At 65.3% G+C, this 23,986-nt stretch carries 22 protein-coding genes; 8 read left to right on the forward strand and 14 right to left on the reverse strand.

Annotated features, from left to right (window positions below):
- Positions 1-198: 198 nt before the first annotated feature.
- Complete coding sequence (locus ACTIIH_RS09440) at positions 199-1,665, reverse strand: AI-2E family transporter (RefSeq protein ID WP_441451557.1); 1,467 nt, start codon at positions 1,663-1,665, stop codon at positions 199-201.
- 63 nt (positions 1,666-1,728) lie between these two features.
- Here ACTIIH_RS09440 and ACTIIH_RS09445 point away from each other — a divergent pair, with 63 nt between their 5' ends.
- The 3 genes from ACTIIH_RS09445 (at position 1,729) to ACTIIH_RS09455 (ending at position 5,375) form a co-directional block, all read left to right on the forward strand.
- On the forward strand, positions 1,729-2,706 hold the full coding sequence (locus ACTIIH_RS09445; protein WP_441451558.1) for an SGNH/GDSL hydrolase family protein: 978 nt from the start codon (positions 1,729-1,731) through the stop codon (positions 2,704-2,706).
- On the forward strand, positions 2,703-3,440 hold the full coding sequence (locus ACTIIH_RS09450) for a Maf family protein (RefSeq protein WP_441451559.1): 738 nt from the start codon (positions 2,703-2,705) through the stop codon (positions 3,438-3,440). Before ACTIIH_RS09445 ends, ACTIIH_RS09450 begins: the two co-directional genes overlap by 4 nt.
- Before the next feature lie 123 nt (positions 3,441-3,563).
- On the forward strand, positions 3,564-5,375 hold the full coding sequence (locus ACTIIH_RS09455) for an acetyl/propionyl/methylcrotonyl-CoA carboxylase subunit alpha (protein WP_441451560.1): 1,812 nt from the start codon (positions 3,564-3,566) through the stop codon (positions 5,373-5,375).
- On the opposite strand, the gene ACTIIH_RS09460 is transcribed toward ACTIIH_RS09455, so the two are convergent.
- From ACTIIH_RS09460 to ACTIIH_RS09485, 6 genes are all read right to left on the reverse strand, one after another.
- Positions 5,291-5,722 carry a hypothetical protein gene (locus ACTIIH_RS09460; protein ID WP_441451561.1) on the reverse strand — a complete coding sequence of 144 codons (432 nt, stop codon included), beginning with the start codon at positions 5,720-5,722 and terminating at the stop codon, positions 5,291-5,293. The genes ACTIIH_RS09455 and ACTIIH_RS09460 overlap by 85 nt on opposite strands.
- Positions 5,635-5,949, reverse strand: a complete 315-nt coding sequence (locus tag ACTIIH_RS09465) for a DUF6596 domain-containing protein (protein WP_441451570.1) — start codon at positions 5,947-5,949, stop codon at positions 5,635-5,637. Before ACTIIH_RS09465 ends, ACTIIH_RS09460 begins: the two co-directional genes overlap by 88 nt.
- 9 nt (positions 5,950-5,958) lie before the next feature.
- Positions 5,959-6,372, reverse strand: a complete 414-nt coding sequence (locus tag ACTIIH_RS09470) for a sigma factor (protein WP_441451562.1) — start codon at positions 6,370-6,372, stop codon at positions 5,959-5,961.
- A 15-nt stretch (positions 6,373-6,387) separates the two neighbouring features.
- Entirely contained in the window at positions 6,388-6,492 is a 105-nt protein-coding gene (locus tag ACTIIH_RS09475; protein WP_441451571.1) for a YciI family protein, read from the reverse strand.
- A gap of 259 nt (positions 6,493-6,751) precedes the next feature.
- Entirely contained in the window at positions 6,752-8,176 is a 1,425-nt protein-coding gene (locus ACTIIH_RS09480) for an NAD(P)H-quinone dehydrogenase (RefSeq protein WP_441451563.1), read from the reverse strand.
- A 69-nt stretch (positions 8,177-8,245) separates the two neighbouring features.
- Positions 8,246-8,797 carry a gamma carbonic anhydrase family protein gene (locus ACTIIH_RS09485; protein WP_441091499.1) on the reverse strand — a complete coding sequence of 184 codons (552 nt, stop codon included), beginning with the start codon at positions 8,795-8,797 and terminating at the stop codon, positions 8,246-8,248.
- 283 nt (positions 8,798-9,080) lie between these two features.
- Between ACTIIH_RS09485 and ACTIIH_RS09490 the strand changes: the two genes are divergently transcribed.
- Positions 9,081-9,329 carry a WhiB family transcriptional regulator gene (locus ACTIIH_RS09490; RefSeq protein ID WP_009374875.1) on the forward strand — a complete coding sequence of 83 codons (249 nt, stop codon included), beginning with the start codon at positions 9,081-9,083 and terminating at the stop codon, positions 9,327-9,329.
- Between the two features lie 155 nt (positions 9,330-9,484).
- On the opposite strand, the gene ACTIIH_RS09495 is transcribed toward ACTIIH_RS09490, so the two are convergent.
- Together ACTIIH_RS09495 and ACTIIH_RS09500 are read right to left on the reverse strand one after the other, a co-directional pair.
- Positions 9,485-10,999, reverse strand: a complete 1,515-nt coding sequence (locus ACTIIH_RS09495; protein ID WP_441451564.1) for a sensor histidine kinase — start codon at positions 10,997-10,999, stop codon at positions 9,485-9,487.
- 185 nt (positions 11,000-11,184) lie between these two features.
- Positions 11,185-16,065 (reverse strand): NAD-glutamate dehydrogenase, encoded by a 4,881-nt coding sequence (locus ACTIIH_RS09500; RefSeq protein ID WP_441451565.1) that lies wholly within the window; start codon positions 16,063-16,065, stop codon positions 11,185-11,187.
- Positions 16,066-16,206: 141 nt separating this feature from the next.
- Between ACTIIH_RS09500 and ACTIIH_RS09505 the strand changes: the two genes are divergently transcribed.
- Positions 16,207-16,671 carry a DUF2505 domain-containing protein gene (locus ACTIIH_RS09505; RefSeq protein ID WP_441091496.1) on the forward strand — a complete coding sequence of 155 codons (465 nt, stop codon included), beginning with the start codon at positions 16,207-16,209 and terminating at the stop codon, positions 16,669-16,671.
- A gap of 48 nt (positions 16,672-16,719) precedes the next feature.
- On the opposite strand, the gene ACTIIH_RS09510 is transcribed toward ACTIIH_RS09505, so the two are convergent.
- From ACTIIH_RS09510 to ACTIIH_RS09520, 3 genes are read right to left on the reverse strand one after another with little or no spacing between them, the layout of a single operon-like run.
- A complete protein-coding gene (locus tag ACTIIH_RS09510) occupies positions 16,720-17,211 on the reverse strand; it encodes a DUF6912 family protein (protein WP_441451566.1) in 492 nt (163 codons plus the stop codon).
- Positions 17,212-17,221: 10 nt separating this feature from the next.
- The gene (locus tag ACTIIH_RS09515; RefSeq protein WP_441451567.1) at positions 17,222-18,499 is read right to left on the reverse strand and encodes an AAA family ATPase; all 1,278 of its coding nucleotides are present in this window, start codon (positions 18,497-18,499) and stop codon (positions 17,222-17,224) included.
- Positions 18,499-19,146, reverse strand: a complete 648-nt coding sequence (locus tag ACTIIH_RS09520) for an SAF domain-containing protein (RefSeq protein WP_441091493.1) — start codon at positions 19,144-19,146, stop codon at positions 18,499-18,501. Before ACTIIH_RS09520 ends, ACTIIH_RS09515 begins: the two co-directional genes overlap by 1 nt.
- 159 nt (positions 19,147-19,305) lie before the next feature.
- On the opposite strand from ACTIIH_RS09520, the gene ACTIIH_RS09525 reads away from it, so the two are divergent.
- The gene (locus ACTIIH_RS09525; RefSeq protein WP_025780784.1) at positions 19,306-19,527 is read left to right on the forward strand and encodes a helix-turn-helix domain-containing protein; all 222 of its coding nucleotides are present in this window, start codon (positions 19,306-19,308) and stop codon (positions 19,525-19,527) included.
- 37 nt (positions 19,528-19,564) lie between these two features.
- On the opposite strand, the gene ACTIIH_RS09530 is transcribed toward ACTIIH_RS09525, so the two are convergent.
- Positions 19,565-20,080 carry a hypothetical protein gene (locus ACTIIH_RS09530; RefSeq protein WP_441091492.1) on the reverse strand — a complete coding sequence of 172 codons (516 nt, stop codon included), beginning with the start codon at positions 20,078-20,080 and terminating at the stop codon, positions 19,565-19,567.
- A gap of 149 nt (positions 20,081-20,229) precedes the next feature.
- Between ACTIIH_RS09530 and ACTIIH_RS09535 the strand changes: the two genes are divergently transcribed.
- Both ACTIIH_RS09535 and ACTIIH_RS09540 read left to right on the forward strand, forming a co-directional pair.
- On the forward strand, positions 20,230-21,084 hold the full coding sequence (locus ACTIIH_RS09535; protein ID WP_441451568.1) for a LysM peptidoglycan-binding domain-containing protein: 855 nt from the start codon (positions 20,230-20,232) through the stop codon (positions 21,082-21,084).
- Positions 21,081-21,551 (forward strand): Rv3235 family protein, encoded by a 471-nt coding sequence (locus ACTIIH_RS09540; protein WP_441091490.1) that lies wholly within the window; start codon positions 21,081-21,083, stop codon positions 21,549-21,551. Before ACTIIH_RS09535 ends, ACTIIH_RS09540 begins: the two co-directional genes overlap by 4 nt.
- A gap of 18 nt (positions 21,552-21,569) precedes the next feature.
- Here ACTIIH_RS09540 and secA read toward each other — a convergent pair.
- Positions 21,570-23,986: preprotein translocase subunit SecA (gene secA, locus ACTIIH_RS09545; RefSeq protein ID WP_441451569.1), on the reverse strand; the 2,417-nt coding region annotated here is incomplete at its 5' end.

Genomic DNA, 23,986 nt, shown 5'->3' on the forward strand with positions numbered 1-23,986 from the left:
TTGGGGGATGTGTGTGGGGTGGCGAGTGTGGGTGGTCCTCGCCCCCGGCGCGCCTGTTTTTTTTCCCCCCCCCCCCCCCCCCCCCCCCCCCCCGCCGCCCCCCCCCCCCCCCCGGGGGGGGGGGGGCCCCCCCCCCCCCCCCCACTTCTCTAATCACTCCGGTTCAGAGGCGTCCTGCCGGATCGCCTGGTCCGAGGTTCAGGCGTCAGGGCCCGTCTTCGGCCGTCCGGGCTCTGCCGAACCGGGCTCATCCGACCTCGTCGAACCGGTTGTTCCGGTTCCTGCCGAGTCGGGCGGTTCGGTATCTGATGCGCGTTCGACCTCCGCAGACTCTTCGACGGTGGCGGTGAGCCGTTCCTTCGCTGTCTCCAGGACAGCGGTGGCTTCGCGCTCGTCCGGGTCCCGCTTCGGGTCTCGCTTCGGCTCATCCTCTGCCGCCTCGGAGTCACCGGCGTTTGTGCGCACGATGTAGCTGACGACGCTGTTGAGCACCGCCACCAGGGGAACGGCGAAGAGGGCACCGACGATGCCGAAGAGGAAGCCGCCTCCGGTGACCGCGAGGATCACGGCCAGCGGATGAACGGACACGGCCTTGCCCATCAGGAAGGGCTGCAGGACCTGGCTTTCGATCTGCTGGACCGCGATGACCACGGCCAACATGATCACCGCGCTGACCAGTCCGTTCGAGACCAGAGCGACGAGCACGGCGACCGCGCCGGAGGCGATGGCGCCGACGACGGGGACGAACGAGGTGAGGAAGACGAGCACCGTCATGGGAATGACCAGCGGGATCCCGAGGAACGCAGCGCCGATGCCGATGCCGATCGCATCGACTGCGGCGACGAGGATCTGGACCCGCACATACTGCACGAGGGTCGTCCACCCGCGCCGAGCCGCACCAGTGGCCACAGGACGGGCCGGGACCGGCAGCAGGTTCATGACCCACCTGAAGATGTTCTCTCCGTCATAGAGGAAGAAGAATGTCGCAAACAGGCAGACGGCCATACCGGTGAAAAACGTGCCCACCGAGGAAGTGGCCTCCAGGGCACCGCCGAGAAGCTGGCTGCCGTTGTTCTGGAAAAAGCTCGTCGCGGTCTTGATCGCCTCGTCGATGTAGCTCGAGATGGTCGAGGCATCGATGCCGAAGGGACTCGAAGCCAGCCAGCCGCTGATTCCGGACACACCGGCGATGACCTGTCTGACGAGATCGGGCATGCCGGAATAGATCTGCTGACCGACGAGGCCGAAGAGTCCGAGCACGATGACGATGAACCCGATGAAGGAGATCGCAGCGGCCCCGCCGCGCGGTACACGCTTCTTCTTCAGCCACCCGGTCAGCGGAGCGAGCAGAGCGGCCAACAGCAGAGCGATGAGCACGGGCAGCACGACGCTGGAGATCTTCGACAGGAGCCACAGTGCCACGCCGATCGCCACGAGCACGACGATCGACCGCCACGACCACGCAGCAGCGAGTTTGAGACCCGGAGCCACGTACGGTTTGGCCTCGGCCTCGATTCGACTGAGTGCGATCTCCTCGGGACTGACGGCCTGCGACGGGGCCATTTCGGATTCGGACTGGGAGTGGGAGGAGCCGCGTCCCCGCCGGAACGCCTCCCATGCCCCACGGAATCGGTTCGGAGGATGCTGCTGATCGTTTTCGGTCATGCTCCAACAATAGTTGTTGATGCACTGACAAAGGTGCGATGATGACGCCGGAGGAGGGAAACAGTGGGAAGACGCTTGATCTATACCCTGGCGACCATGGGGGCGACGGTCGTCGGCGCCGGTGCCTCGGCTGCGGGGCTGCTCCGACACCAGGCAGGATCGCTGCGCAGCTCCTTCGACGACGACAAGAACCGTCGCTTCTCCACCTTCACCGAGGCGATCGCCGCTCCACGTGACAACGACGATGATGACTCCGCCGCCCTGGCCATCATCGGCGATTCTTGGCTTTGCGGGGTCGACGTCGACGCCGATCAGGCGCCCCCGACTCTCATCGGCCGCGGTCTGGCGCGGATGCTCGGCACCACTGTGCGGGTCCAGACCACGGCGCGCCCCTCGGCACTGTCGGATGATCTGCATCGGCAGGTCGATGAGATTCTGCGCTCGCCGTGGCTCTCTCGTCAGCTCTCGGATCGCTGGAGCGAAGACCGCCGATTTGCGATCATCTCGATCGGCACCGGCGACATCATCCACCCGATCCAGGCGACCATCGGCGTTCCCGTGCTCAACCAGGCCATCAACAGGCTCCAGCGCGAGGGCCGGTACACCGTATTCGTCCTCGTCTGTCCCAATCTCGGCGGTCTGCCGGGACTGCGCGATCCGCTCAAGACGTCACTGCGGCGGACCTCTCGGGTCCTCGCCGGTTCTCAATGGCTGGCAGCGCTGGCCTCACGTGCGGTTCCGCTGCGGTCGACGGGATCGCTGAGCGGAACGACGCGCCGGTCTCTGCTCAATGGCTCGGGACGATTCCCCAGCGAACTCGGCTATGCCCAGCTGTCCTCGACTCTGCTGTCCGCGATCGCCGAACGCATCGAAGCACCGGTCGTCGTCGATCGCAGCCTCGATATCCCTGAGAAGGGCGAAACCGCCCGCCGACACGAACTGGTCCTCGGCGCCGAGGCGCAGTCAGATGCCGGAGAATCAGCGGTGTCAGAGGACATCAGGGCCGAACCGGTCCCGAATCATTCGGAGACCGTCTCGTGATCCCCGTCGTCCTCGCCTCCCAGTCTCCTTCACGCCGCCAGATTCTCCGGGACGGCGGAATCGACCCGGTCATCATCGTCTCCGAGGTCGACGAACGTGCCCTCGAGGACGATTTCACCGGCTCCGTCGGCGAACTCACCACAGCGTTGTCGGAAGCGAAGGCCCGTGCGGTCATCGACCGGATCATCGGCTCCGCTCCCCCAGCACTCGAGGGCGCGGACACCGTGGTCGTCATCGCCGGGGACTCTCTGCTCGAATTCGACGGGCGAGCCATCGGAAAACCGGGAACGGCAGAACGCACTCGCGATGTGTGGTCGGCGATCGCCGGCCAATGGACGCAGCTGCATTCGGGTCATACGGTCGCCGTCCTCATCCGGACTCCGCAATCGAACTGCGCAGCCGGGCTGACGGGAGCTGACGACCGCTGCGACGGCTCCGATCGCGCCGCTCGAACCGCCTCGGCGCCATTCGAACTCAGCGCCCTGCGCTCGAAACGGTCGGCCACCTCGGTGCTCATCGGCTCACCCAGCCCGGAGGAGCTCGAGGCGTACATCGCCACCGAAGAGCCCTTTCACGTGGCCGGGGCGCTGACGATCGACGGATTCGGCGGCGCCTTCGTCGACCGGCTCGACGGCGACCATCTCACCGTCCTCGGACTCAGCCTGCCCGTCGTACGCGAACTGGTCACCGATATGGGCCTGTTCTGGCCCGATCTGTGGACTCTCCAGCGGTAGACTCGGTTCTGGTTCGGTGACACGCCCGAGAACATTGAAGTTCTCGTCCCAATTTTTTATCGCTGTCCTACAAACCCTTGGTGCTGTTCTCTAAATTGTTCTGTGATCATACAAAGGAGCACCATGACCACAGTCCTCTCCGACTCCACGACCTCGGTTCTGAGCACCACTGTTCCGACCGGGGCCGTCCGCCGTGTCCTCATCGCCAACCGCGGTGAGATCGCTCTGCGCATCATCCGGGCCGCCCACGACCTCGGCATCAAGGCCGTCGCCGTGTACACCCGTGCCGATTCCGATGCCGATTTCGTCGAACTCGCCGACGATGCGTGGCTGCTGGACGGATCCGGAGCTGGGGAGACGTATCTCGACATCGAGAAGATCCTCGCCCTGGCCAAGCGCTCCGGCGCCGATGCCGTCCATCCCGGCTACGGCTATATGGCCGAGAACGCGCAGTTCGCCCAGGCCGTCATCGATGCCGGACTGATCTGGGTCGGTCCTCCCCCGGCAGCGATCGAGCTCCTCGGTGACAAGTCCGGAGCCCGGGCCGTCGCCGAGGCTGTCGACGCTCCGGTCGCTCCCGGTTCCGACGGTGCCGTGCCCGATCTGGCCGAAGCCGCCGAGGTGGCCGACCGGATCGGGTTCCCCGTCGTCGTCAAGGCCGTCCACGGCGGAGGCGGACGCGGTTTCCGCGCCTGTGCTGCCGCCGAGGACCTCGAAGCCGCCTACACTGCGGCGACCCGCGAGGCCCAGAGCGCCTTCGGCCGCGGTGAGTGCCTCATCGAGAAGCAGATCGTGCGCCCCCGCCACCTCGAGACCCAGTGCCTGGCCGATGCCCACGGCAATGTGCGGGTCGTGTCCACACGCGACTGCACTCTGCAGCGTCGCAACCAGAAGATCATCGAAGAGGCGCCTGCCCCGTTCCTCACCGCCGAACAGGAGCGCATCGTCTCCGAAGCCTCGGCTCGGCTGCTCGCCCACGTCGGCTACGTCGGCGCCGCGACGTGCGAGTTCCTCCTCGGAGAGGACGGCACGATCATCTTCATGGAAGCCAATGCGCGCATCCAGGTCGAACACACCGTCACCGAGGAGGTCACCGGAGTCGACCTCGTCGGCTGGCAGGTGCGCATTGCCTCGGGTGAGGCTCTGCCGGATGAGTTCCCCGCCGTGCGCGGACACTCCTTCCAATTCCGCATCAACGCCGAGGACCCGACCACGTTCTTCCCCGCCACAGGCGCGGTGAAGAACTACCGTGCGCCGTCGGGCCCAGGCGTGCGGCTGGACTCCGGCATCGGCGAAGGCAGCGTCGTCGGCACAGATTTCGACCCGATGCTGGCCAAACTCGTTGTCACCGGCGCCACTCGTGACGAGGCCCTGGCCCGAGCACGTCGGGCGCTGTCCGAATACCGCATCGAGGGTGTCTCGACGCTGCTGCCGCTGCACCGGGTGCTCGTGGACGAACCGTCTTTCGCGACCGATTTCAAGGTCTGGACCACCTGGCTCGAAACCGCTTTCGTCAATCCGCTTGTCAATCCACCGCTAGGAGAACAGATGAGTACTGCAACCGACAGCTTCAGTGTTGTGGTCGAAGTCGATGGCCGTCGGATGACCGTTTCGGTCCCCAAGGACGTCATCTCGGACCTCGGTCATGTTCCCAGCCCCAGCGTCCCACGGCGCAAACGCGGGTTGAGCAGCCGCAAGGGTGCGAAGCTCGCCGACGATTCGAACGCGCTCAACGCTCCCATGCAGGGCACAATCATCTCCATCGCCGTCAATCCCGGTGACACCGTCGAAGTCGGTGACACCCTTGCCGTCATCGAGGCGATGAAGATGGAGCAGCCTCTCAAGGCCGGTCACTCCGGCACCGTCTCCGAGGTGCTCGTCGACGCAGGTGCCTCGGTGAAGTCCGGTGAGGCGATCATCCGCTTCGCCGCCTGAGGAACATCGAACTCCGGCGTTCGCCTCACCCGAACGCCGGAGTCCCGCGTCCAGGAGTCCCTGCCCGGGTCACCGCTGAACATCGGTGATCCGGGCAGTGATGTATTCGGATCCGGCCTTCCGGGGCAATCCAGCCCGGCGGCATCGGCTTCCTCGGCCACGCCCGTGCGGCCGAGCTCGTCGAGGGTGATGGCTCTGGCGATGTGGAAGGGCCTGTGCCACAGCAGGCGCGGATCATCGGCCAGTTCGTCCAGGGAGCTCATGGCCGTTTCGGGGCCCGAGACCTGCCCGGGGGCGATCGCGGTGTTGGGAGCCACGACCGGCGACGGGTCGAGGTCGGTAAGCATCCGATAGAGCACGAGGATCTGCTTCCAGTCCGTATCGGCGAACGTCGCGGCGTCGGCGTGGAGGGCAGCGATCGCCGCCTGGACGGTGAAGGCACCGGCCGACCGTCCTCGCTCACCCGAGCACGATCACGGGCCCGTGTGAGCAGGAGCAGAGCCAGCAGACCGCGTGCTTCGGTCTGTTCCGGCAGATATCCGACGAGCAGTCGGGGCAGGCGGATGGCTTCGATCTGCCGAGTTCAGCGGGCGCAGGACGGCCGAAGGGAATCCCGGTCTTGCGGATCCGCTGCTTGGTGCGGACGATCCTCCGCGCGCAGGGTCGGGTGGGAGCAGGTGAAGAACAGGCCGAGACGTTCGTCGGGCATGTCTGCCGCGTCCAACTCCTCGCCGAGGCGCTCCGAGTGGTCGTCGTGGGCACCTGGTCGCAGCTCGTCCTCGATGCGCCGGCGGGCGAGGTGCCGGGTGCGCACATCATCGGAGCCGATGAGATCGATGGCGCGGTTCTTCGCCATGGTCATCAGCCACGCCTGAGGGCGTTCCGGCCCTCCCCTGCCCGGCCACGTCTCGACCGCGCGTAGCACGACGTCCTGGAGGGCCTCCTCGGCGAGGTCGAAGTCCCGGAACCGGGTGACCAGCGCCGCGAGCAGCCGCATCGGGGTCAGGGTCCATCAGTAGTCGACCACCGGACGGATCTCGATGTGTCCGGTCTTCGCGGCGGGGCTCTTCTTCGCCCAGGCGATCGCCTCGTCGATGTCGGCGACGTCGATGTCGATGTCGTAGCTGCCGCCGACGACGACTCAGGCCTCGCTGATCTCCTTGTCGAATGCCATGGACTCGGTCGGATCCGTCCCGCCGTCCTCACCGCAGTCAGGATCCTGTGGGCGTCCCATCAGCAGAAGTGCGTATTTCATGTCGTTCTCCTTCGTCGTTCCTCATGTCATGCCGGGCGGCCTGAGACCATGATGACGGTCGAGGAGCGAGAAGATCGACAGCTGCGGAGCAGAACTTTCCCGCGATCGTCGGATCGACGATTCAGAGGTGGCGGTGGAGCTTCCGTGCCGCTTCGGTCAGCGATCCGCTCACTGAGGGGTAGACGACGAAGGAGGCGGAGAGCTGGTCGACGGTCAGCCGGTTCTCCACGGCCATGGTGATCGGCAGGATGAGCTCACTGGCCCGCGGGCCGACGACGACGCCCCCGAGGATGGAGCCGGATCCGCGCCGAGCGAAGATCTTGACGAAGCCGTCCTCGATGCCGAGCATCTTGGCGCGCGGATTCGTGTCCAGAGGCAGCATCACGGTGTCGATGTCCGTCGGGTTTTCGCGGTAGTTCTGCTGAGTGAAGCCGACGGTGGCGATCTCGGGTGCGGTGAACACGTTCGAAGCGACATTGCGCAGCTTGAGCGGCTGCACAGCGTCGCCGAGTGCGTGGTTCATGGCGATCCGGCCCTGCATCGCGGCTACCGAGGCCAGCGGCAGCACACCGGTGCAGTCACCGGCTGCATAGATCCCTGCCCGCGAGGTCCGCGAGACCCCATCGACGACGATGTGTCCGGATTCTCTGACCCGCACACCGGCTTTCTCCAGGCCGAGGCCTTCGGTGTTCGGAATCGAACCGACGGCCATGAGGCAGTGGGATCCCTCGACGCGGCGACCGTCGGCGAGCATCACCTCGACTCCGTCGTCGGTGCGGGACACCGAGGCGGCGCGGGAGCGGGAGAGGACGTTCATTCCCTTGTTGCGGAAGACGAATTCGAGCACATCGGCTGCGTCCTCGTCCTGCCCGGGCAGGACCTTCTCACGCGAGGACACGAGGGTCACCTCGGTGCCCAGGGCACGGTAGGCCGAAGCGAACTCGGCGCCGGTGACACCGGAGCCGACGACGATGAGGTGCTCGGGCAGCTCGTCGAGGTCGTAGAGCTGGGTCCAGGTGAGGATGCGCTCACCATCGGGCTGCGCAGTGGGCAGCTCACGCGGGTGGGCGCCGACCGAGAGCAGGATCGTCGAGGCCTCGAGGGTGTACTCGGTGCCGCCGGATTCGACGACATGGACCTGGTCGCGACCGGCCAGCGTCGCCGTGCCCTGAATGGCTTTGACACCGGCCCGGATGAGTCCTTCGTAGATGTCGTTGGCCTGGGCGTCGGCCAGCGAGAGGATGCGCTTGTTGACAGCTTCGAGGTCGGCGGTGACTCGGCGATCATCGGAATCGGTCTCCCCGGCGTTCTCGATCCGGATGCCGAGCCCGCCGGAGCGCTCGATCTCATCCATCATCTCGGCGGTGGCGATGAGCGACTTCGACGGCACGACATCGGTGAGCACGGCGGAACCACCGCACCGATTCGCCTCGATGAGCATGACATCGGCACCGAGCTGAGCCGCGACGAGCGCGGCCTCGTAGCCGCCGGGGCCGCCGCCGATGATGACGACGCGATCTGCAGTGGAATCAAATTCAGTGTTCACACTCAGATTGTCTCAAATCGCCACGATGCTTGCGAACGGCCCCGCCGGATCGGGTCGGGATCGGTCCGATCAGCCCCGATCGACCACCTCGGCGGTGTCCTTGTGCAGGGTCGACAGGTGCACATAGGACTGGGCGTTCTGCCGGACCTTCTCCACTCCTTCATCCGTCATCTCCCGACGCACCTTCGCAGGGACACCGGCGACGAGCGACCGTGCCGGAATCTGTGTGCCTTCGAGGACGACGGCACCCGCGGCGACGAGGGACTCACTGCCGATGTGGGCGTCGTTGAGCACTGTGGAGTGCATTCCGATGAGCACGTCGTCGTCGACGACGGCACCGTGGACGAGAGCCTGGTGGCCGATGGAGACCCGGGCGCCGACGACGACAGGTTTGCCGGCGTCGGTGTGCATGACGGTGTTGTCCTGGACATTCGAGTCCTCACCGATCGTGATCGGGGCGGCCTCGGCGCGCAGAACACAGCCGTAGAAGACGCTCGCCCCCTTCTTCACATGCACATCACCGACGAGGGTGGCGCCGGCCGCGACGAACGCATCCGGATCGACCTGCGGCGTGTGGCCGCCGACGGAGACGATGCGGGGGCCGGCGAGATCGTTGGTCATGAGTCCTCCATCGGTTCACGAGATGTCTGTCTGCATTCATCTGCTGTCTGCATGTGCCTGACAGTCTAAGCCCAGACGCCGCAGCAGGGGCGGAAAGACGAATCGCGGACCGATTTGCGCGATCGCCCTCATAGCAGGACAATGGTGAAAATTCTTGTCAGAAATTTCACACTGCCGGACCCTTGTGCGCCCAATTGCGTTATGTGAACCTTGACTGTGAGAGTTGCACGCCCGGAATCCGGGCGTGACCAACCGCGTTCACTGAATTCGTCGAAAGGTCACCATGGATTGGCGACACCGTGCAGCATGCCTCAATGAGGATCCGGAACTCTTCTTCCCGATCGGCAACACCGGACCTGCGCTGCTCCAGATTGAGGAAGCAAAGACTGTCTGTCGCCGCTGTGAAGTCGCAGAGACCTGCCTGCAATGGGCCCTCGAATCCGGTCAGGATGCCGGAGTCTGGGGTGGTCTGAGCGAAGACGAACGTCGCGCTCTCAAGCGTCGCGCCGCTCGCGCCCGCCGCGCCGGCTGAGACGCCGGACATCGGGAGGCAGCCCCCTGAAGCTGCCGGAACCCTCGCCGAATCACCCAACACGACCGAAGACTGAGTCCCTTGTCTCGACGACGAATGATCGTCGTCGAGACAAGGGACTCAGTCGTGTGCGGGTCACTTTAGTCGTGTGCGGGTCAGTCGTAGGAATCCGGGCGCAGCGGCACATCGAGGACGGCGATGGTTCCGCCGCCTTCGCGTGCCTGCCATTGGATCGAACCGGCCAGATCGGCGGAGACCAGGGTGCGCACGATCTGCGTACCCAGACCATTGCCCGGATTCTGCGTCTCCCCCAGCCCGATGCCGTCATCGGCGATCGTCACACTCAGATGGTCGCCATTGCGCTCAGGAGTCACCCACACGTGGCCGTTGAGCGTCTCCCCCGGTTCCAATCCCTCGAGGTTCTCGGTGGGGAATCCGTGTTCGATCGCGTTCGTGATCAGCTCCGTGATGGCCAGGGCCAAGGAGGTGGCATCGGCTGAGGAGATGGTGCCGAAGCTTCCGCAGCGTTTGAGCTCGATGTGCACCAGCGGGCTGGTCAGTTCGGGCGTCAGACGCAGCCCCTTGTCGACGACTTCGTCGAAGTCCACTTCGGATTCGACGCCCTGGCTGAGCACGTCATGGACCACGGCGATGATCGAGACGCGGCGCATCGCCTCGGTCAGCGCACCTTTGGCCTCGGGGCTGTCGATCCGGCGGGTCTGCAGCCGCAGCAGGGCGGAGACGGTCTGCAGATTGTTCTTCACCCTGTGGTGCATCTCCTTGATCATCGCGTCGCGCGAGAGCAGCTCCCGCTTGCGGCGACGGATCTCGGAGACGTCACGGGCCAGCACGATCGCACCGATGCGCTCCCCCTCATCCGTCAGCGGAATCGCGCGCAGGGACACACTCGTGCGCCCGACTTCGAGTTCGGTCCGCCACGGGGCACGTCCGGTGAGCACCAGCGGGAGGGTCTCGTCGACCTGCCGCAGATCTGCGCTGAGATTCGAGACCACTGCCGAGAGGTAGCTGCCTTCGATCTCTCCTCCGTAGCCGAGCCGGTGCATCAGCGATACGGCGTTCGGGGAGGCGTACTGCACATGCGAATCGCGGTCGAGGATGAAGATGCCGTCACCGACTCGAGGTTCGCCGTGCCGGGCTCCGGACGGGGCATCGCGGTCGGGGAACGTTCCCTGCTCGATCATCCGCATCAGGGCCATCGCCGTTTCCCGGTAGTACTTCTCCAGCCGGGACGAGCCTCTGCGCCGGACCTCTTCGGAGTACCGGACGACGAGCGCTATGGCATCGCCATTGCGGATGATCGGCACCGCCTCGGCGAGGATATCGACCTCGGAGGATCCGGCGCTGATTCCCATCTCTCGGGCTCCCGCGACGTGGGTGACATAGCTGCGGGTGCTGCTGGCCTGATCGAGCAGCTCCTTCTCCAGGCCGGTCGCCCGCGCTCCGATCAGGTCCCGGTTGAACAGTGTCGCTCCGGTCGTCGATCGCGCATGGGCCAGAACCGTATAGGCGCCGCTGGGCGACGGCACCCACAGCACGAGGTCGGCGAAGGAGAGGTCGGCGAGCAGCTGCCAGTCCCCGACGAGCAGATGGATGTGTTCGACGTCCGACTCATCCGTGAGGCCCTCGGCCGCCAGCAGTTCATTGAGCACGATTCGTTCCTCCCACGTGAGATCAGCAGACCAGGGAGAACCGCGGATCTGCTGAGATGTCGATGTTCAGACGCTACCACTGAATCGGTCAGGGTTCTCACGCGCCGAGGCCGTGCCGTCCGGACGTTCACGACCGACACGGCGGCCGCGGCCGACCGTGGGGTCGGCCGCGGCCGAGATCAGCGTCAGCCGTTGTGTTCGCTCTCCCAGGCCGAGGAGCGGACCATCGACCGCAGGGAGCGCAGCAGCACCGACAGCGGTGCCTGAGTGACCGTGTCGAGTCCGAGGATCGTCTCCGTCGTCTCCAGCACCCGACCGACGACCGTCTCGTTGCGTTCGAGCCATTCCGCCAACCGCTGCTTCGCTCGCTCGTCCGGGGTTCCCGAGATCGGCGAATCCGTGGCGGCCAAGACCGTTCCGGTCACCGACAGGATCGCGGCGTAGTAGTCGTCGCGCATCGATCCGCGGGCCAGAGCCGACCACCGATCGCTGCGGTCGAGTTCGCCGATGAGGGTCAGGATCTGCGAACCGGAGAAGCGTTCGTTCACGGCGTAGTAGACCTCTGCGACATCCTCGGCGGATTCGTTCGCCCGGGCGGCCAGCTGAGTGATGTCCAGCAGCACGAACTCGTCGAGCAGGGCAGCCGAGCGCCAGGCGAGTTCACTCGGCACACCTTCGTCGATGTAGCTCTGCGCCTTCGCTTTCATGGTCTCTGCATCGTAGCCGTCGACGAGGTCCGGGACCCGGGAGCGCAGAGCTTCGACGACCTTGCCGTACGTCTCGATGCCGGAATCGACGTCAAGGCTGTCAGGTGCCTGCTGCACGAGCCAGCGCGACGACCGATCGAGGAGTCGCACATAGTCGTGCTGGAGTTTCACCTGCACCTCGGTCGTCACCTGGTTGTCGAGTGCGCACACCGCGTCGAAGAAGTCGTCGAGGCCGAAGATCTCGGAGACCACGACGAACACGCGTGCGATCTGCGGCACCGACGCCGGTGTCTCTTCCAGCATCCGGTAGATGTAGGTCAGTCCGCCGCGATCGACGAGCCGGTTGACGAGCTTCGCCGTCGCGATCTCACGGTGCAGCGGGTGTTCGGGGATGAGCTCACCGTACTTCTCCTGCAGGGCCTCCGGGAAGTAGGACACGAGTTCCCGACGCATCCACGTCTCGTCCGGCACGGTGCTCGCAAGGACCTCATCGACGGCATGCATCTTCACATAGGCAAGGAGCACGGCGAGTTCGGGCGACACGTAGTAGCTGAACTCGCGTTTGGCCAGTTCCTCGGCATTCGGCAGGAACTCGACCGCACGATCGAGGTCGGCGTTCTTCTCCAGATAGTTCAGCATCCGACCGTACGTGCCCGACATCGATTCGGTCTGGGCCCGCGCCTCACCGAGGACGACGTTCTGCGAGTAGTTGTTCGCCAGCACCCGGTCGGCGACCTGGTCGGTGAACGAGTGCAGCACCTGTTCCCGCTCCTCGGCGGCGAAGGCCCCCTTGTGCACGAGCGTGCGCAGGAGCAGCTTGATGTTGACCTCATGGTCGGAGCTGTCGACGCCGGCCGAGTTGTCGACGGCGTCGGTGTTGACCGCGACGCCGCTCAGCGCAGCCTCGACACGCCCCAACTGGGTCACACCGAGGTTGCCGCCCTCGCCGATCACTCGTGCCCGCACATCGGCGCCGTCGATGCGGATCGCGTCGTTGGACTTGTCGCCGACATCGGCGTGGCTCTCGCTCGAGGCCTTGATATAGGTGCCGATTCCGCCGTTGTAGACGAGATCGACAGGTGCCCCCAGGATCTCGGACATGAGATCGGCGGGGCTGCGCTTTCCGGGTTCGACTCCGAGCACCGAGGCGGCCTCACTGCTGAGGTCGATCGACTTCGCCGAGCGGGAGAAGACTCCGCCGCCGGAGGAGATGAGGTCCCGGTCGTAGTCCTGCCAACTCGAGCGCGGCAGGTCGAAGAGACGCTGGCGCTCGACGAAGCTGCGTGCCGCGTCGGGGTTCGGGTCGAGGAAGATGTCCCGGTGGTCGAAGGCCGCGACGAGGCGGATGTGCTCGCTGCGCAGCATGCCGTTGCCGAAGACGTCGCCGCTCATATCGCCGATGCCCACGACAGTGAAGTCCTCGGCGGCGGTGTTGAGTCCGAGTTCGCGGAAGTGGCGTTCGACGGATATCCACGCACCCCGGGAGGTGATGGCCATCGCCTTGTGGTCATAGCCGACCGATCCTCCCGAGGCGAAGGCGTCGCCGAGCCAGAATCCGCGGCGTTCGGCGATCGCGTTGGCCACATCGGAGAACCGTGCCGTGCCCTTGTCCGCTGCGACGACGAGGTAGTAGTCGTCACCGTCGTGGCGGACGACGCGCTCGGGATGGACGACGACGCTGGAGTCGTCGCTGCCATAGGTGAGGTTGTCCGCAACCTCGAGCATGCTTTCGATGAACACCTCGTAGGCGGCCTGACCGGCGGCCATCCACGCGTCCCGATCGCTCATCGGCGGCAGCTGCTTGGGGAAGAACCCGCCCTTGGCGCCGGTGGGCACGATGAGGGCGTTCTTGACCATCTGCGCCTTGACGAGGCCGAGCACCTCGGTGCGGAAGTCGTCGCGACGATCCGACCAGCGCAGTCCGCCGCGAGCGACGGTGCCGAAGCGCAGGTGCGAGCCTTCGACCTGCGGGGAGTACACCCACATCTCGAGAGCCGGCTTCGGCTTCGGCACGAAGCTGAGCTCGTCGGGTCGGATCTTGAGCACCAGGGCCGTGGGCAGGGCACCGGATTCGTGGATGTAGTAGTTCGTGCGCAGGGTCGCCCGCAGCAGTTCCAGGGAGGAGCGCAGCACACGGTCGGCGTCGAGGCTGGCCACCTCGCTGAGGGCGGCTTCGATCGCGTCGTCGATCTCGGTCGTCGCCGCTTCGCGTCCGGCATCGTCGACGTCCGGATCGAATTTGGCGGAGAAGTAGTCGACGAGCAGCTTCGAGATCTGCGGGTTGTCGCTGTACACCTCACCGACATAGGCGTCGGAATAGGTGAAGCCCGCCTGCCGCAGGTATTTGCCCAGTGCACGGATGATCGTCACATGTTGCCACGAGAGTCCGGCGACGACGAGGCGGTCGAATACTCCCGCCTCCTTCTTGCCGTCCCAGCCGGCCATGAAGGCCTCTGCGATGCGGTCGTAGTCGTCGTCGGCCAGCTCTTCGGCGAAGCTGAGCCCGAAGTCGTAGATGTACCGATGCGTTCCGTCGGCGAGGTCGAGTTCATGGGGTCGTTCGTCGACGACGTCGGCACCGAAGGCCGTGAGGAAGGGCAGGACCTCCGACAGGCTGACCCGGTCATGACGGTAGAGGACGAGGCGGACGGAGGCGTCGGTGCCCTGTTCGGGACGGTAGAGGCGCACCGCCGGACCGTGACCGGCGTCGAGGGCTTCGAACCGACCGACGTCGGCGACCGCCTCGGCGGGGGTGTGATGTTCGCCGTAGCTGGGAGGGAACGCCTTCGACCACAGGTCGGCCCGGGCATGCGAGGCGCCGGAGTCGCCGGTCTCGGCCGGGACGAGGAACGCGTGGACGTCTTCGGACCAGGAGCGAACGGCTCCGACGATGCGGGCTTCGACCTCGTCGGCGCCGATCTGCGGCAGTTCGCAGTCACGGGCGACGCGGGCCACGAAGTGGATCCGGGCCAGCGCCGATTCGCTCAGCAGCACGTCGAAGTCGACGCTGTCGGCGTTGTAGAACTTGCGCAGCACCTCCTGCACGCGCACACGAGCATCGGTGTTGTAGAGGTCGCGCGGAAGATAGAGGATAACCGAGACGAAGCGCTGGTAGGGGTCGGTGCGGAGGAACACACGCGATTCCCGGCGCTCCTGCATGTCGACGATCTCCATGACGACGTCATAGATCTCCTCGGTGTCCTCATGCAGCAGGTCCTCGCGAGGGTAGTTCTCGAGGACTCCGAGGAGCTCGTTGGCCGAATGGGATCCGGTGGGGAATCCGCTGGCCGAGAGGATCTTCGCGACCTTCCGGTCGATGACCGGGATGTTGAGGACGCTGTCGTTGTAGAACTCGGGTTTGAACACGCCGACGAAGCGGCGTTCGCCGACGATCTCACCATCGGCGTCGAAGGTCTTCACGCCGATGTAGTCCATGAAGGAGGACCGGATGACCCGGGAGCGCGAGTTCGCCTTCGTGAGCACCAGCACATGCGGTTCCAGGGCCTTGTCGGCGACGGCTCGGCTGAGCGGTGACTTCACGAGCGGGCGCAGGGCCGAGATGCCCATCGACGTGTCCTCGATCGGTTCGAGGCTGCTGTGCTCAGCGTCGTGGATGTAGTCGTATTCGCGGTAGCCGAGGAAGGTGAAGTGACCATCGAGCCAGGTGAGCAGGGCGGCGGCGGATTCGGCCTCGGAGGCCAGTTCCGGGCGCGGTGCGTGGGCGCTCAGCTCGGCGGCGATGTCCTTGGCCTTCGCGGCCATCGCCTGGGCGTCACGGGCTGCCGCGGCCACATAGTCGAGGACTCCGCGCAGGCTCTTTTCGAGTGCGTCGAAGTCATCGTCTGAGATGCGGTCGATCTCGAGGCGGATCCAGGACTGCTGCTGTGGGGCACCGTCCGTGCTGTCGGCAGCGGCCTCGGAGACCGTCGGAATGCTCGCCGTGTCCGCGCTGAGCGCGGGAGCCTCTGCCGCCGAGAGGACCTTCTCGCCGGGGCCGGTTCCGGTGACTGTGATGATCGGGTGATGAACGCGGCGGATCGCTCTGCCGTTGGCGGCGAGGTCACTGACGATCGAGGACACGAGATGGGGCATATCGGCGAGCACGATGGCGACGACCGTGTGGTTGTCGCGGAATTCCGGCGAGTCGACACTCGGATTGTAGATGGCGATCGCCGGCGACCGACCGTCGTATTCGGTGCCAAGCGCAAAATGACGGGCAGCCGCAGCCGCATACGCCTCAGGGTCGTTGGCCCCTGTTTCGAACCGCGGATAGTACGCTTCGAGGAAGTTCTCGGGAGCCGACTGTCCCCTCTGCTTCCTCCACGCTTCTGCAACGTCCGAAATTGAGACCTGAGTCACTGTTTCACCTCTATGATCAACGAGCATTCGTCATGCGATTCGACCTCGAATCGTCATTCCCCACACTATGCCCAAATATCGAGAAAGGCACGCCGAGCCGCATACGGTGGTGTACCGTTCATTCGCTGGCAAACTGGAGCTATGCGATCTCTGACCCTCAATCATGAATACTCGGTTGATCTGTCGACTTTCCTGGCCAAGCTCGCCGATCCCGGCGTGTGGGAGAAGCTCGGCTCCGAGGCCGGTGCCGAATACATGGATCCCGACACCGAGATGACCGTGCGGACCCCGATGCCCAAGGCCGAGCTGCCGGAGGCACTGGCCTCCAGGCTTCCGGAGAACACCGTGCTGGTCGAGGTGTACATGATTCCCGGGGATGTCCTCGGCGATGAGGCCGAGATCCGCATGACCGCACGCGCTGCAGGCGTTCCCGTCGAGATCGATGCCGTCCTCGAGCTGCGCGAGGCGGAGTCGGTCACGAAGCTGGCCGCTCATGCAGAGGTCAGCTCGTCGATCCCGATGTTCGGGGCGATGATCGAACAGGCTGTGGTCCCGATCCTGCAGAAGCGACTGAGCGACCGGCTGCGCCGCTTCGAATCCGTCTGAGCCTTCAGATCCGCCTGAGGCGTCGATTTCGTTCGGGGTGCGACCGACTCAGTTCGCGTCGGCGAGCAGCTGTTCGAGTTCCGAGGCGTCATACCACAGCAGATCGGCGGCACCGAGGTGGTCCTCGGCTGCACTCGCGCCGCTCTCCTGCCCCCGTCGCACCGCTTCGTCCCAGACGGAGTCTTCGTCGAGGTGGAAGCTGGCCGCCCGGGCCATATCGACCTCGGCGACGGTGAGGAGATCGAAGCCGTCGGTCAGTGGTTCGGTCGGGCTCGACTCGGGGGCATCATAGGCCACGATCACACGGCGGGCGGGAGCCGCCTCGGCGATTGATTCGGTGTCAGCCTTGTCGGTATCAGCGGGATCGAATGCCGCATTCGCGGCCAGGGCGGCGGCAATGCACATGGCATCGAATTCGGCGGCTTCGAACTCCTCGCCGCGCAGGCTGCGCCCCCGCGCATCGGGGGCGACGCCGCGGACATCCGTCAGCGTCGAACGCAGCGCGGTCAGGGTGGTCGGAATATAGCAGCGAATGGCCATGCCCTTCATCCTAGTCCCGCGGCCCGCTCCCCTGGCTCACCCGTGCTTTCTGTGTGCGTCCGCGACGACCTGCGCCGCGACGTTCGCGGCCTCTCGGCGATCGGCGGGAACGGCGCCGGCCCGGCAGGAGCTCGTCCATCATCGCGGCCAAATCGCCGACGAGGACGGATCTGGGGTTCTGCTCGTGCAGGGTATGGCCGGCGAGCATCGCGGCGTCAGCGGTGGAGCGGTCGTCCGAGAGCAGGAAGTCAGGGGTGATGCGGACGAAGCGGTCGAGGACTTCCCTGATCCGCGTCTCGGCAGGATGGCCGACCGCCCCCGCCCGCACCTTCGTGATCACCAGCCTCATCTTCGTCCGCACCGCCTCAGCCCGCGGCGTGCCGAGGAGTTTGACCAGCCGCTGCAGACCGATCGGCTCTCCTGCAGCGAGGACGAGCACGATATCGGCGACCTCGAGGGCGGCGCGGGTGGCGCAGTGCCGGTCATAGAAGGGATCGGCGAGGTCATCGTCGGGATCGATCCGATCGCTGATGTCGACGATGACCACCTCGTAGGCTGTGGCCAAGTGCTGCAGCACCGACTCCAGGACGGAGGCGCGGATCTCGGGCCACCGCTCAGGTCGTGTGAGCCCTGTGACGACGTGGAAGTTTTCACGGATCACTGCATGCGGGACCGAATGCTGGTGCAGACGTCCCGACGGGTCCGTCTGCGACCGGCAGAGACTGGCCAGGTGAGAGGATTCCTCTGTCAGTCCGAGCGTGGACGCGACCATGCCCGAAACCGTGTCGGCATCGACGACGACGCTGCGCATGCCCCGGCGGGAGGCCTGATCAGCAAGATTGACGGCCGTGAGGGTGCGTCCGGGCGACGATCCGGTCCCCCATACCGTGATGATCACTCCTGTTCCGCCGACGGCGTCCGGAGGCGTCGCCGGCCGCGGCGGGACCACGGTGGCGGCGCGGATGTCCTCGATGGCGGCGGCCACCGTGGGTGCATCCGCATCCGTTGGGACGACGGCGGTGATGCCGAGGTCCTCGAGGGCGTGCTCATCATCGCCGAAGCCGAGCACCTTCACCCCCGACGCCGCGATCGCTGCGACCACCTCGGCATCGAGTCCGGGAAAGTACCGGCCGATGATGACGACGTCGGCGCCCCCAGTGCGACAGTGGGCCAGCAGCTCCACCTCGTCGGCGGGGCGGGCGACGATCGTGACATCGTCGATCTCACTGAGCAGCTCGAAGAGGATGAGGTCGTATTCGAAGTCGACGGCGAGCAGGATCTGTGTCATCACTGCCCGCCGTCTTCTGCGGGAACGGACGGGGCACCGACGACGGAGAGCACGCTGCGCCCGTCGAGGGCGGCGAGGACACCGGGCAGATCGCCGGAGCCGACGAACACTTCGATGCGTGCGCCCTCACCGGCCCCGAAGCTGCCGACGTCTCGACTGATATGAGCGACCGGAGCGGAATCGACGATCTGCTCGGGCGGGGTTCCGTCGTCATCGAGCCCGTTCTGCTCCGGTTGCGCCCAGACGTCGACGAGGCTGCCCGAGTCGACGACGCTCGGCACGGAGCCGGCGATGTCGATCGCCACGACTCGCCCGTCGAGTTCGGACAGAGGCGCCACCGCCGAGGCGGCCAGCAGCTCTCCTGCCGCGACGACGCTGCGCACGCTCGTGTTCGCCGGCAGCTCGGCATCGGCAGACAGGTACTTCTCGCCGAGATCGGCGAGGTTGACCTCTGCCACGGTGAGATCGGCCGGACTCAGGGTCTCACCGGGCACGAGTGCGTGTGCGCTCGCCCAGACCCGGGTGGTCGAATTCGCCGAGGCGACGAGCAGGTAGGTGCCGACGACCGCCAGGACGACGAGCATCGCTCCGACCAACAGCCGAGCATCGGTCCAGCGCGGGCGTCGGATACGTTTCGAGAGCTCCATTGCATCTCCAGATTCGCGAAATTTCCACTGACAGAAACTGTTTCTCAGTGCTAATATTGAGCATCAAATGATGCCAAAGCAAGGTTTTTGGCAAATTGCACCAACAAGCAGATGGACATCTGGTGCCAGATGGACATCTGGAACGGGAGAAGTCACCTCATGGCCGTCGAAAGTCGCTTCCTGCCGCTGACCGATGTGGCCGAGCTGCTCAATGTCTCGATCGCCCAGGCTCGGGCCCTGGTCCGTTCCGGCGATCTCCGCGCCATCAAGGTCGGCGGGCGCGGACAGTGGCGGGTCGAGAAGTCCGAGATCGAAGCGTATATCCAGCGCATGTATGAGCGCACGGAGTACCAGATCAAGACCGGCTCCATCGAGGACTGACCTGCTCGCTTCGACTCCGATCAGCATTGCGCCCCGATCATCCGAAGGGGTTCGTCCGGGCGTGGATGGCGCTGATCGCCGCGAAGGGAATGATCCGGCCGGAGATTTCGACATAGTCGGCTGCGACGAGGGAACATCGTCCGCGAATACCGCCCGAGCGCCCGGCGACGTCGATCGATACCTCTTCATGGGCCGCTGACCAGCGCCGCAGCGCCGATCCCATCCCCAATCGCTCCAACCCACCGGCTTCGAACCGATGCACTCTCGTGGGCAGCCTGAGTCCGAGAACAGCCCTGAGCGCAATCGCGGAGACCTCGACCCCGGCGAGGACGACGATGTCCCGTCCGAGGAAGCACACTGTCCCGGTGATGTCACGATCGGACATCGTCACCTGCACCGTCGATCTCAATGATCCGCGCAGCCGCTCGAGCAGAGTCCTCTCGGCAGCCTGCCCGGCGACCTCATCACCGAATTCGCCCCTTCTGGCATGCGTCTGCGCCGCCGAGTCGGCGGCTTCGATATCCGCCAGGAGTGCATCGATGCGATCGTCCATAGTCGCCAAGCTTGCCCCAGCTGTAGTCCACTTTCAAGACTTGATTCGACGATGCACCGAACTACAGTCATGTAGTTATAGACGATCCATTGACATCAAATTACATCTAACGGCACCATTAGATTCAGTATCCAATGGAGGATGTCTAGATGTATCTCTTGATTGCATGTGCGGGTTCGTGGCTGATTCTGCTCGGTTCCTTCTTCACTGCCTGGACACAATTGCCACCGCCGCGTACGACCGGCGACATCATCGTCATCGTCATCGTCGGTTCTGGAGTGCTCCTGTTCTCGCGGATCGGCATCGTTTCGCTGCTGGCACTGCTGCTGCGGGTTCTCCCATCGGGCCGCATCCGGGCCGCACTGGCAGGAGCGGTCGTCACGGCGATGCCCCGGATACTCGCCTCGAGTATTCTTGCCGTCGTCTCCGCAGGTTTGGCCGTCCACTCGGTTCACGCGGCACCGGTCAGAGACTCCGCGCCCGGACCCACATCGTCGCAGGACGCGGCCTCCGCTCCGGCCGATCCCGGATGGCCGACGGTCGACGATGATGCACGGTCGCCGACCCCCGCTGACACTGTGGAGGGGTCCGACGTCGAGGAGCCGCCAGAAAAATCCGAGGCAGCCGATCGCCTACTTCCACCCGACCCCGGCTGGCCCGCCGAACCGCCGGACGAGCGACCGTCTGATACGTCCGACGAAGCCGACGAAGCCGACGAAGCCGACGAAGCCGACGATGAATCACATCAGGCAGACGCACCCGACCACAGCGGGAATCCCAACGAACCGGGTGAGAACGACGATTCCTCTGTTCCTGCGGATTCGGCAGCCGCCGCACATACTGTGACCCGAGGCGAGAGCCTGTGGTCGATCGCTGCGGAACTGACCGACACGCCAGCAGAGGTCCCCCAACTCGTCGCTGACATCTATACCGCCAACGAGGCCACCATCGGACCCGATCCGAGCCTCATCATCGCAGGTCAGAGATTGGAGATCCGGACATGACCGCCCCGCTCACCCTCACCCGACCTCAGGCTCCGGCACCGCCTCGGCGACAGGTCGCACCGCGCTCCACGGCGCAGCCTCCTCGCCGGGTCAGCCGGCAGACCCGTGGACCGGACAATGCAGACGACCGGGCGAGGATCGCGGCCACGGCCACCTCGTTGGCGGTTGCCTGCCTCGAGGTACTCTCCGGGGTCAGACGCAGCGAGACGATCGCCCGCTGGGTCGAACCGGAGCTGCTGGCGAAGATCGATCACCGTTGTCAGCTGCGCGCCGAAGTGGCGCCGCACCGGGCGACCGTGCCGGGCGCTCGTACGGTGAGGCCGGGGACAGCGCACGTCTGCCAGGTCAGCGACGAGATCGCCGAGGTCACGGTCATCGTCGCCGCCGCAAATCGCATCCGGGCGGTGGCAGTCCGCTTGGAACTGCTCACCACCCGGTGGACGCTGACCGCACTGGAGACGATGTGAGCCGCTGAGGGCTCGGTCTCAGCTCTTGGCCTTCTTCTTCGCGCGGCGTTCGGCGCGGTTCGCCGGAGCCGGTTCGTCGTCGTCCTCGGTTTCGGAGATCGCGGCCGAACCGGTCTCGGACGGGGCCGACAGCTGCATCTTCGGAGTCGTGTGACGCAGCTCCTCGGCGTCGACCTCGACCTCGGCATCGTCGAACCCGGCCGATGACGTCACCTGAACCTGCAGCGTGTTGGTGAGGCGAACGACGTCCTCCTTGATCCCGTCCTGCATGGTGGTGAACATCTCGAAGCCCTCGCGCTGGTATTCCACCAGGGGGTCGCGCTGTGCCATCGCCCGCAGTCCGATTCCGTTCTTGAGGTAGTCCATCTCGTAGAGATGTTCCCGCCACCGCTTGTCGATGACAGAGAGCACCACGCGGCGTTCGAGTTCGCGGGTGGCATCCTCGCCGAGTTCCTCTTCGCGCTGCGAATAGAACAGGGCGATGTCGGACTGGATCTCCTGGTTGAGACGGTTCTTCGTGAGGTTGCCGAGTCCGCCGAGTTCCTCGGCGAGGTCATCGGATGAGATCGACGGTGAGTAGATCTTTCCGAGGGCGTCGAAGAGCTCGTCGATCTGCCAGTCTTCGACCGGTCCCGTCGTCGCCTGAGCGACGTAGGCGTCGATGACCTCTTCGCGGAAGTTCGCGACCTGCTTCTCGAGGTCGGCCCCGTCGAGAACCCGACGGCGCTCATCGTAGATCACGGTGCGCTGACGGTTGAGCACATCGTCGTATTTGAGCACGTTCTTGCGCTGTTCGGCGTTGCGCTGCTCGATCTGCGACTGAGCCGAGAGGATGGCACGCGAGACCATCTTCGATTCCAGCGGCACATCGTCGGGCACGTTCGCCGTCGCCATGATCCGTTCGGCTGCTCCCGAACCGAACAGGCGCATGAGATCATCGGTCAGCGACAGGTAGAACCGGGATTCACCGGGGTCTCCCTGACGGCCGGAACGTCCGCGCAGCTGGTTGTCGATACGGCGGGATTCGTGGCGTTCGGTGCCGAGCACGTAGAGTCCGCCGAGCTCGACGACCTCTTCGGCCTCTTCCTTCACCTTGTCCTCGGCGGCCTTGAGCACCTCCGGCCATTCGGACTCGTACTGCTCCTCGTTCTCGGCCGGGTCCAGACCGCGGCGTTCCATCTCTGCGACCGCGAGGAACTCGGCGTTCCCTCCGAGCATGATGTCGGTGCCGCGGCCGGCCATGTTCGTGGCCACCGTGACCGCGCTCTTGCGTCCGGCCATCGCCACGATCGAGGCCTCACGGGCATGGTTCTTCGCGTTGAGGACCTCATGCTTGACGCCCCGCTTGGCCAGATGCTTCGACAGGTATTCGCTCTTCTCGACGCTCGTCGTGCCGACGAGGACGGGCTGACCGGTCTCGTGGCGTTCGACGATGTCGTCGACGACGGCGGCAAACTTCGCGACCTCGTTCTTGTAGACGAAGTCGGACTGGTCGACGCGCTGCATCGGTTTGTTCGTCGGAATCGGGACGACGCCGAGCTTGTAGGTGGACATGAATTCCGCGGCCTCGGTCTCGGCCGTACCGGTCATTCCAGAGAGCTTCTCGTAGAGGCGGAAGAAGTTCTGCAGGGTGATCGTCGCCAGGGTCTGGTTCTCGGCCTGGACCTTCACCCCCTCCTTCGCCTCGATGGCCTGGTGCAGGCCCTCGTTGTAGCGGCGGCCCTTGAGCACACGACCGGTGTGTTCGTCGACGATGAGGACTTCGCCGTCGAGGACGACATAGTCTTTGTCCTTCTTGAACAGCTCCTTGGCGCGGATGGAGTTGTTGAGAAAGCTGATGAGCGGGGTGTTCTCCGCGTCGTAGAGGTTCCCGATGCCCAGATAGTCCTCGACACGTTCGATACCGGGTTCGAGGACGCCGACGGTGCGCTTCTTCTCATCGACTTCGTAGTCGCGGTCGGCCTTCAGGCGCTTGACGACCTTGGCGAATTCGCCGTACCAGCGGTTCGCATCGCCTTCGGCGGGACCGGAGATGATGAGCGGGGTTCGGGCCTCGTCGATGAGGATCGAATCGACCTCATCGACGATGGCGAAGGCATGTCCGCGCTGGACCAGTTCGTCGGCCGACCACGCCATGTTGTCGCGCAGGTAGTCGAATCCGAATTCGTTGTTCGTGCCGTAGGTGATGTCCGCGGCGTACTGTTTGCGGCGCAGATCCGACGGCATGTTCGCCTGGATGCAGCCGGTCTCCATGCCGAGGAAGCGGAACACGCGGCCCATCAGCTCGGACTGGTAGGTGGCCAGATAGTCGTTGACCGTGATGATGTGGACCGGATCGCCGGTGAGAGCGTTGAGGTAAGCCGGAGCCGTGGCGACGAGCGTCTTGCCCTCACCGGTCTTCATCTCGGCGATGTTGCCCAGGTGCAGGGCGGCGC

This window comes from Brevibacterium sp. (assembly GCF_052105255.1).
Lineage (GTDB): Bacteria > Actinomycetota > Actinomycetes > Actinomycetales > Brevibacteriaceae > Brevibacterium > Brevibacterium linens_B.

Bases quoted from the DNA above. Each gene is read 5' to 3' on its own strand.
- ACTIIH_RS09440 (WP_441451557.1), bottom strand. From the start codon at position 1,665: ATGACCGAAAACGATCAGCAGCATCCTCCGAACCGATTCCGTGGGGCA.
- ACTIIH_RS09455 (WP_441451560.1), top strand. From the start codon at position 3,564: ATGACCACAGTCCTCTCCGACTCCACGACCTCGGTTCTGAGCACCACT.
- ACTIIH_RS09460 (WP_441451561.1), bottom strand. From the start codon at position 5,722: ATGCTTACCGACCTCGACCCGTCGCCGGTCGTGGCTCCCAACACCGCG.
- ACTIIH_RS09470 (WP_441451562.1), bottom strand. From the start codon at position 6,372: ATGCGGCTGCTCGCGGCGCTGGTCACCCGGTTCCGGGACTTCGACCTC.
- ACTIIH_RS09485 (WP_441091499.1), bottom strand. From the start codon at position 8,797: ATGACCAACGATCTCGCCGGCCCCCGCATCGTCTCCGTCGGCGGCCAC.
- ACTIIH_RS09490 (WP_009374875.1), top strand. From the start codon at position 9,081: ATGGATTGGCGACACCGTGCAGCATGCCTCAATGAGGATCCGGAACTC.
- ACTIIH_RS09505 (WP_441091496.1), top strand. From the start codon at position 16,207: ATGCGATCTCTGACCCTCAATCATGAATACTCGGTTGATCTGTCGACT.
- ACTIIH_RS09510 (WP_441451566.1), bottom strand. From the start codon at position 17,211: ATGGCCATTCGCTGCTATATTCCGACCACCCTGACCGCGCTGCGTTCG.
- ACTIIH_RS09515 (WP_441451567.1), bottom strand. From the start codon at position 18,499: ATGACACAGATCCTGCTCGCCGTCGACTTCGAATACGACCTCATCCTC.
- ACTIIH_RS09520 (WP_441091493.1), bottom strand. From the start codon at position 19,146: ATGGAGCTCTCGAAACGTATCCGACGCCCGCGCTGGACCGATGCTCGG.
- ACTIIH_RS09525 (WP_025780784.1), top strand. From the start codon at position 19,306: ATGGCCGTCGAAAGTCGCTTCCTGCCGCTGACCGATGTGGCCGAGCTG.
- ACTIIH_RS09530 (WP_441091492.1), bottom strand. From the start codon at position 20,080: ATGGACGATCGCATCGATGCACTCCTGGCGGATATCGAAGCCGCCGAC.
- ACTIIH_RS09535 (WP_441451568.1), top strand. From the start codon at position 20,230: ATGTATCTCTTGATTGCATGTGCGGGTTCGTGGCTGATTCTGCTCGGT.
- ACTIIH_RS09540 (WP_441091490.1), top strand. From the start codon at position 21,081: ATGACCGCCCCGCTCACCCTCACCCGACCTCAGGCTCCGGCACCGCCT.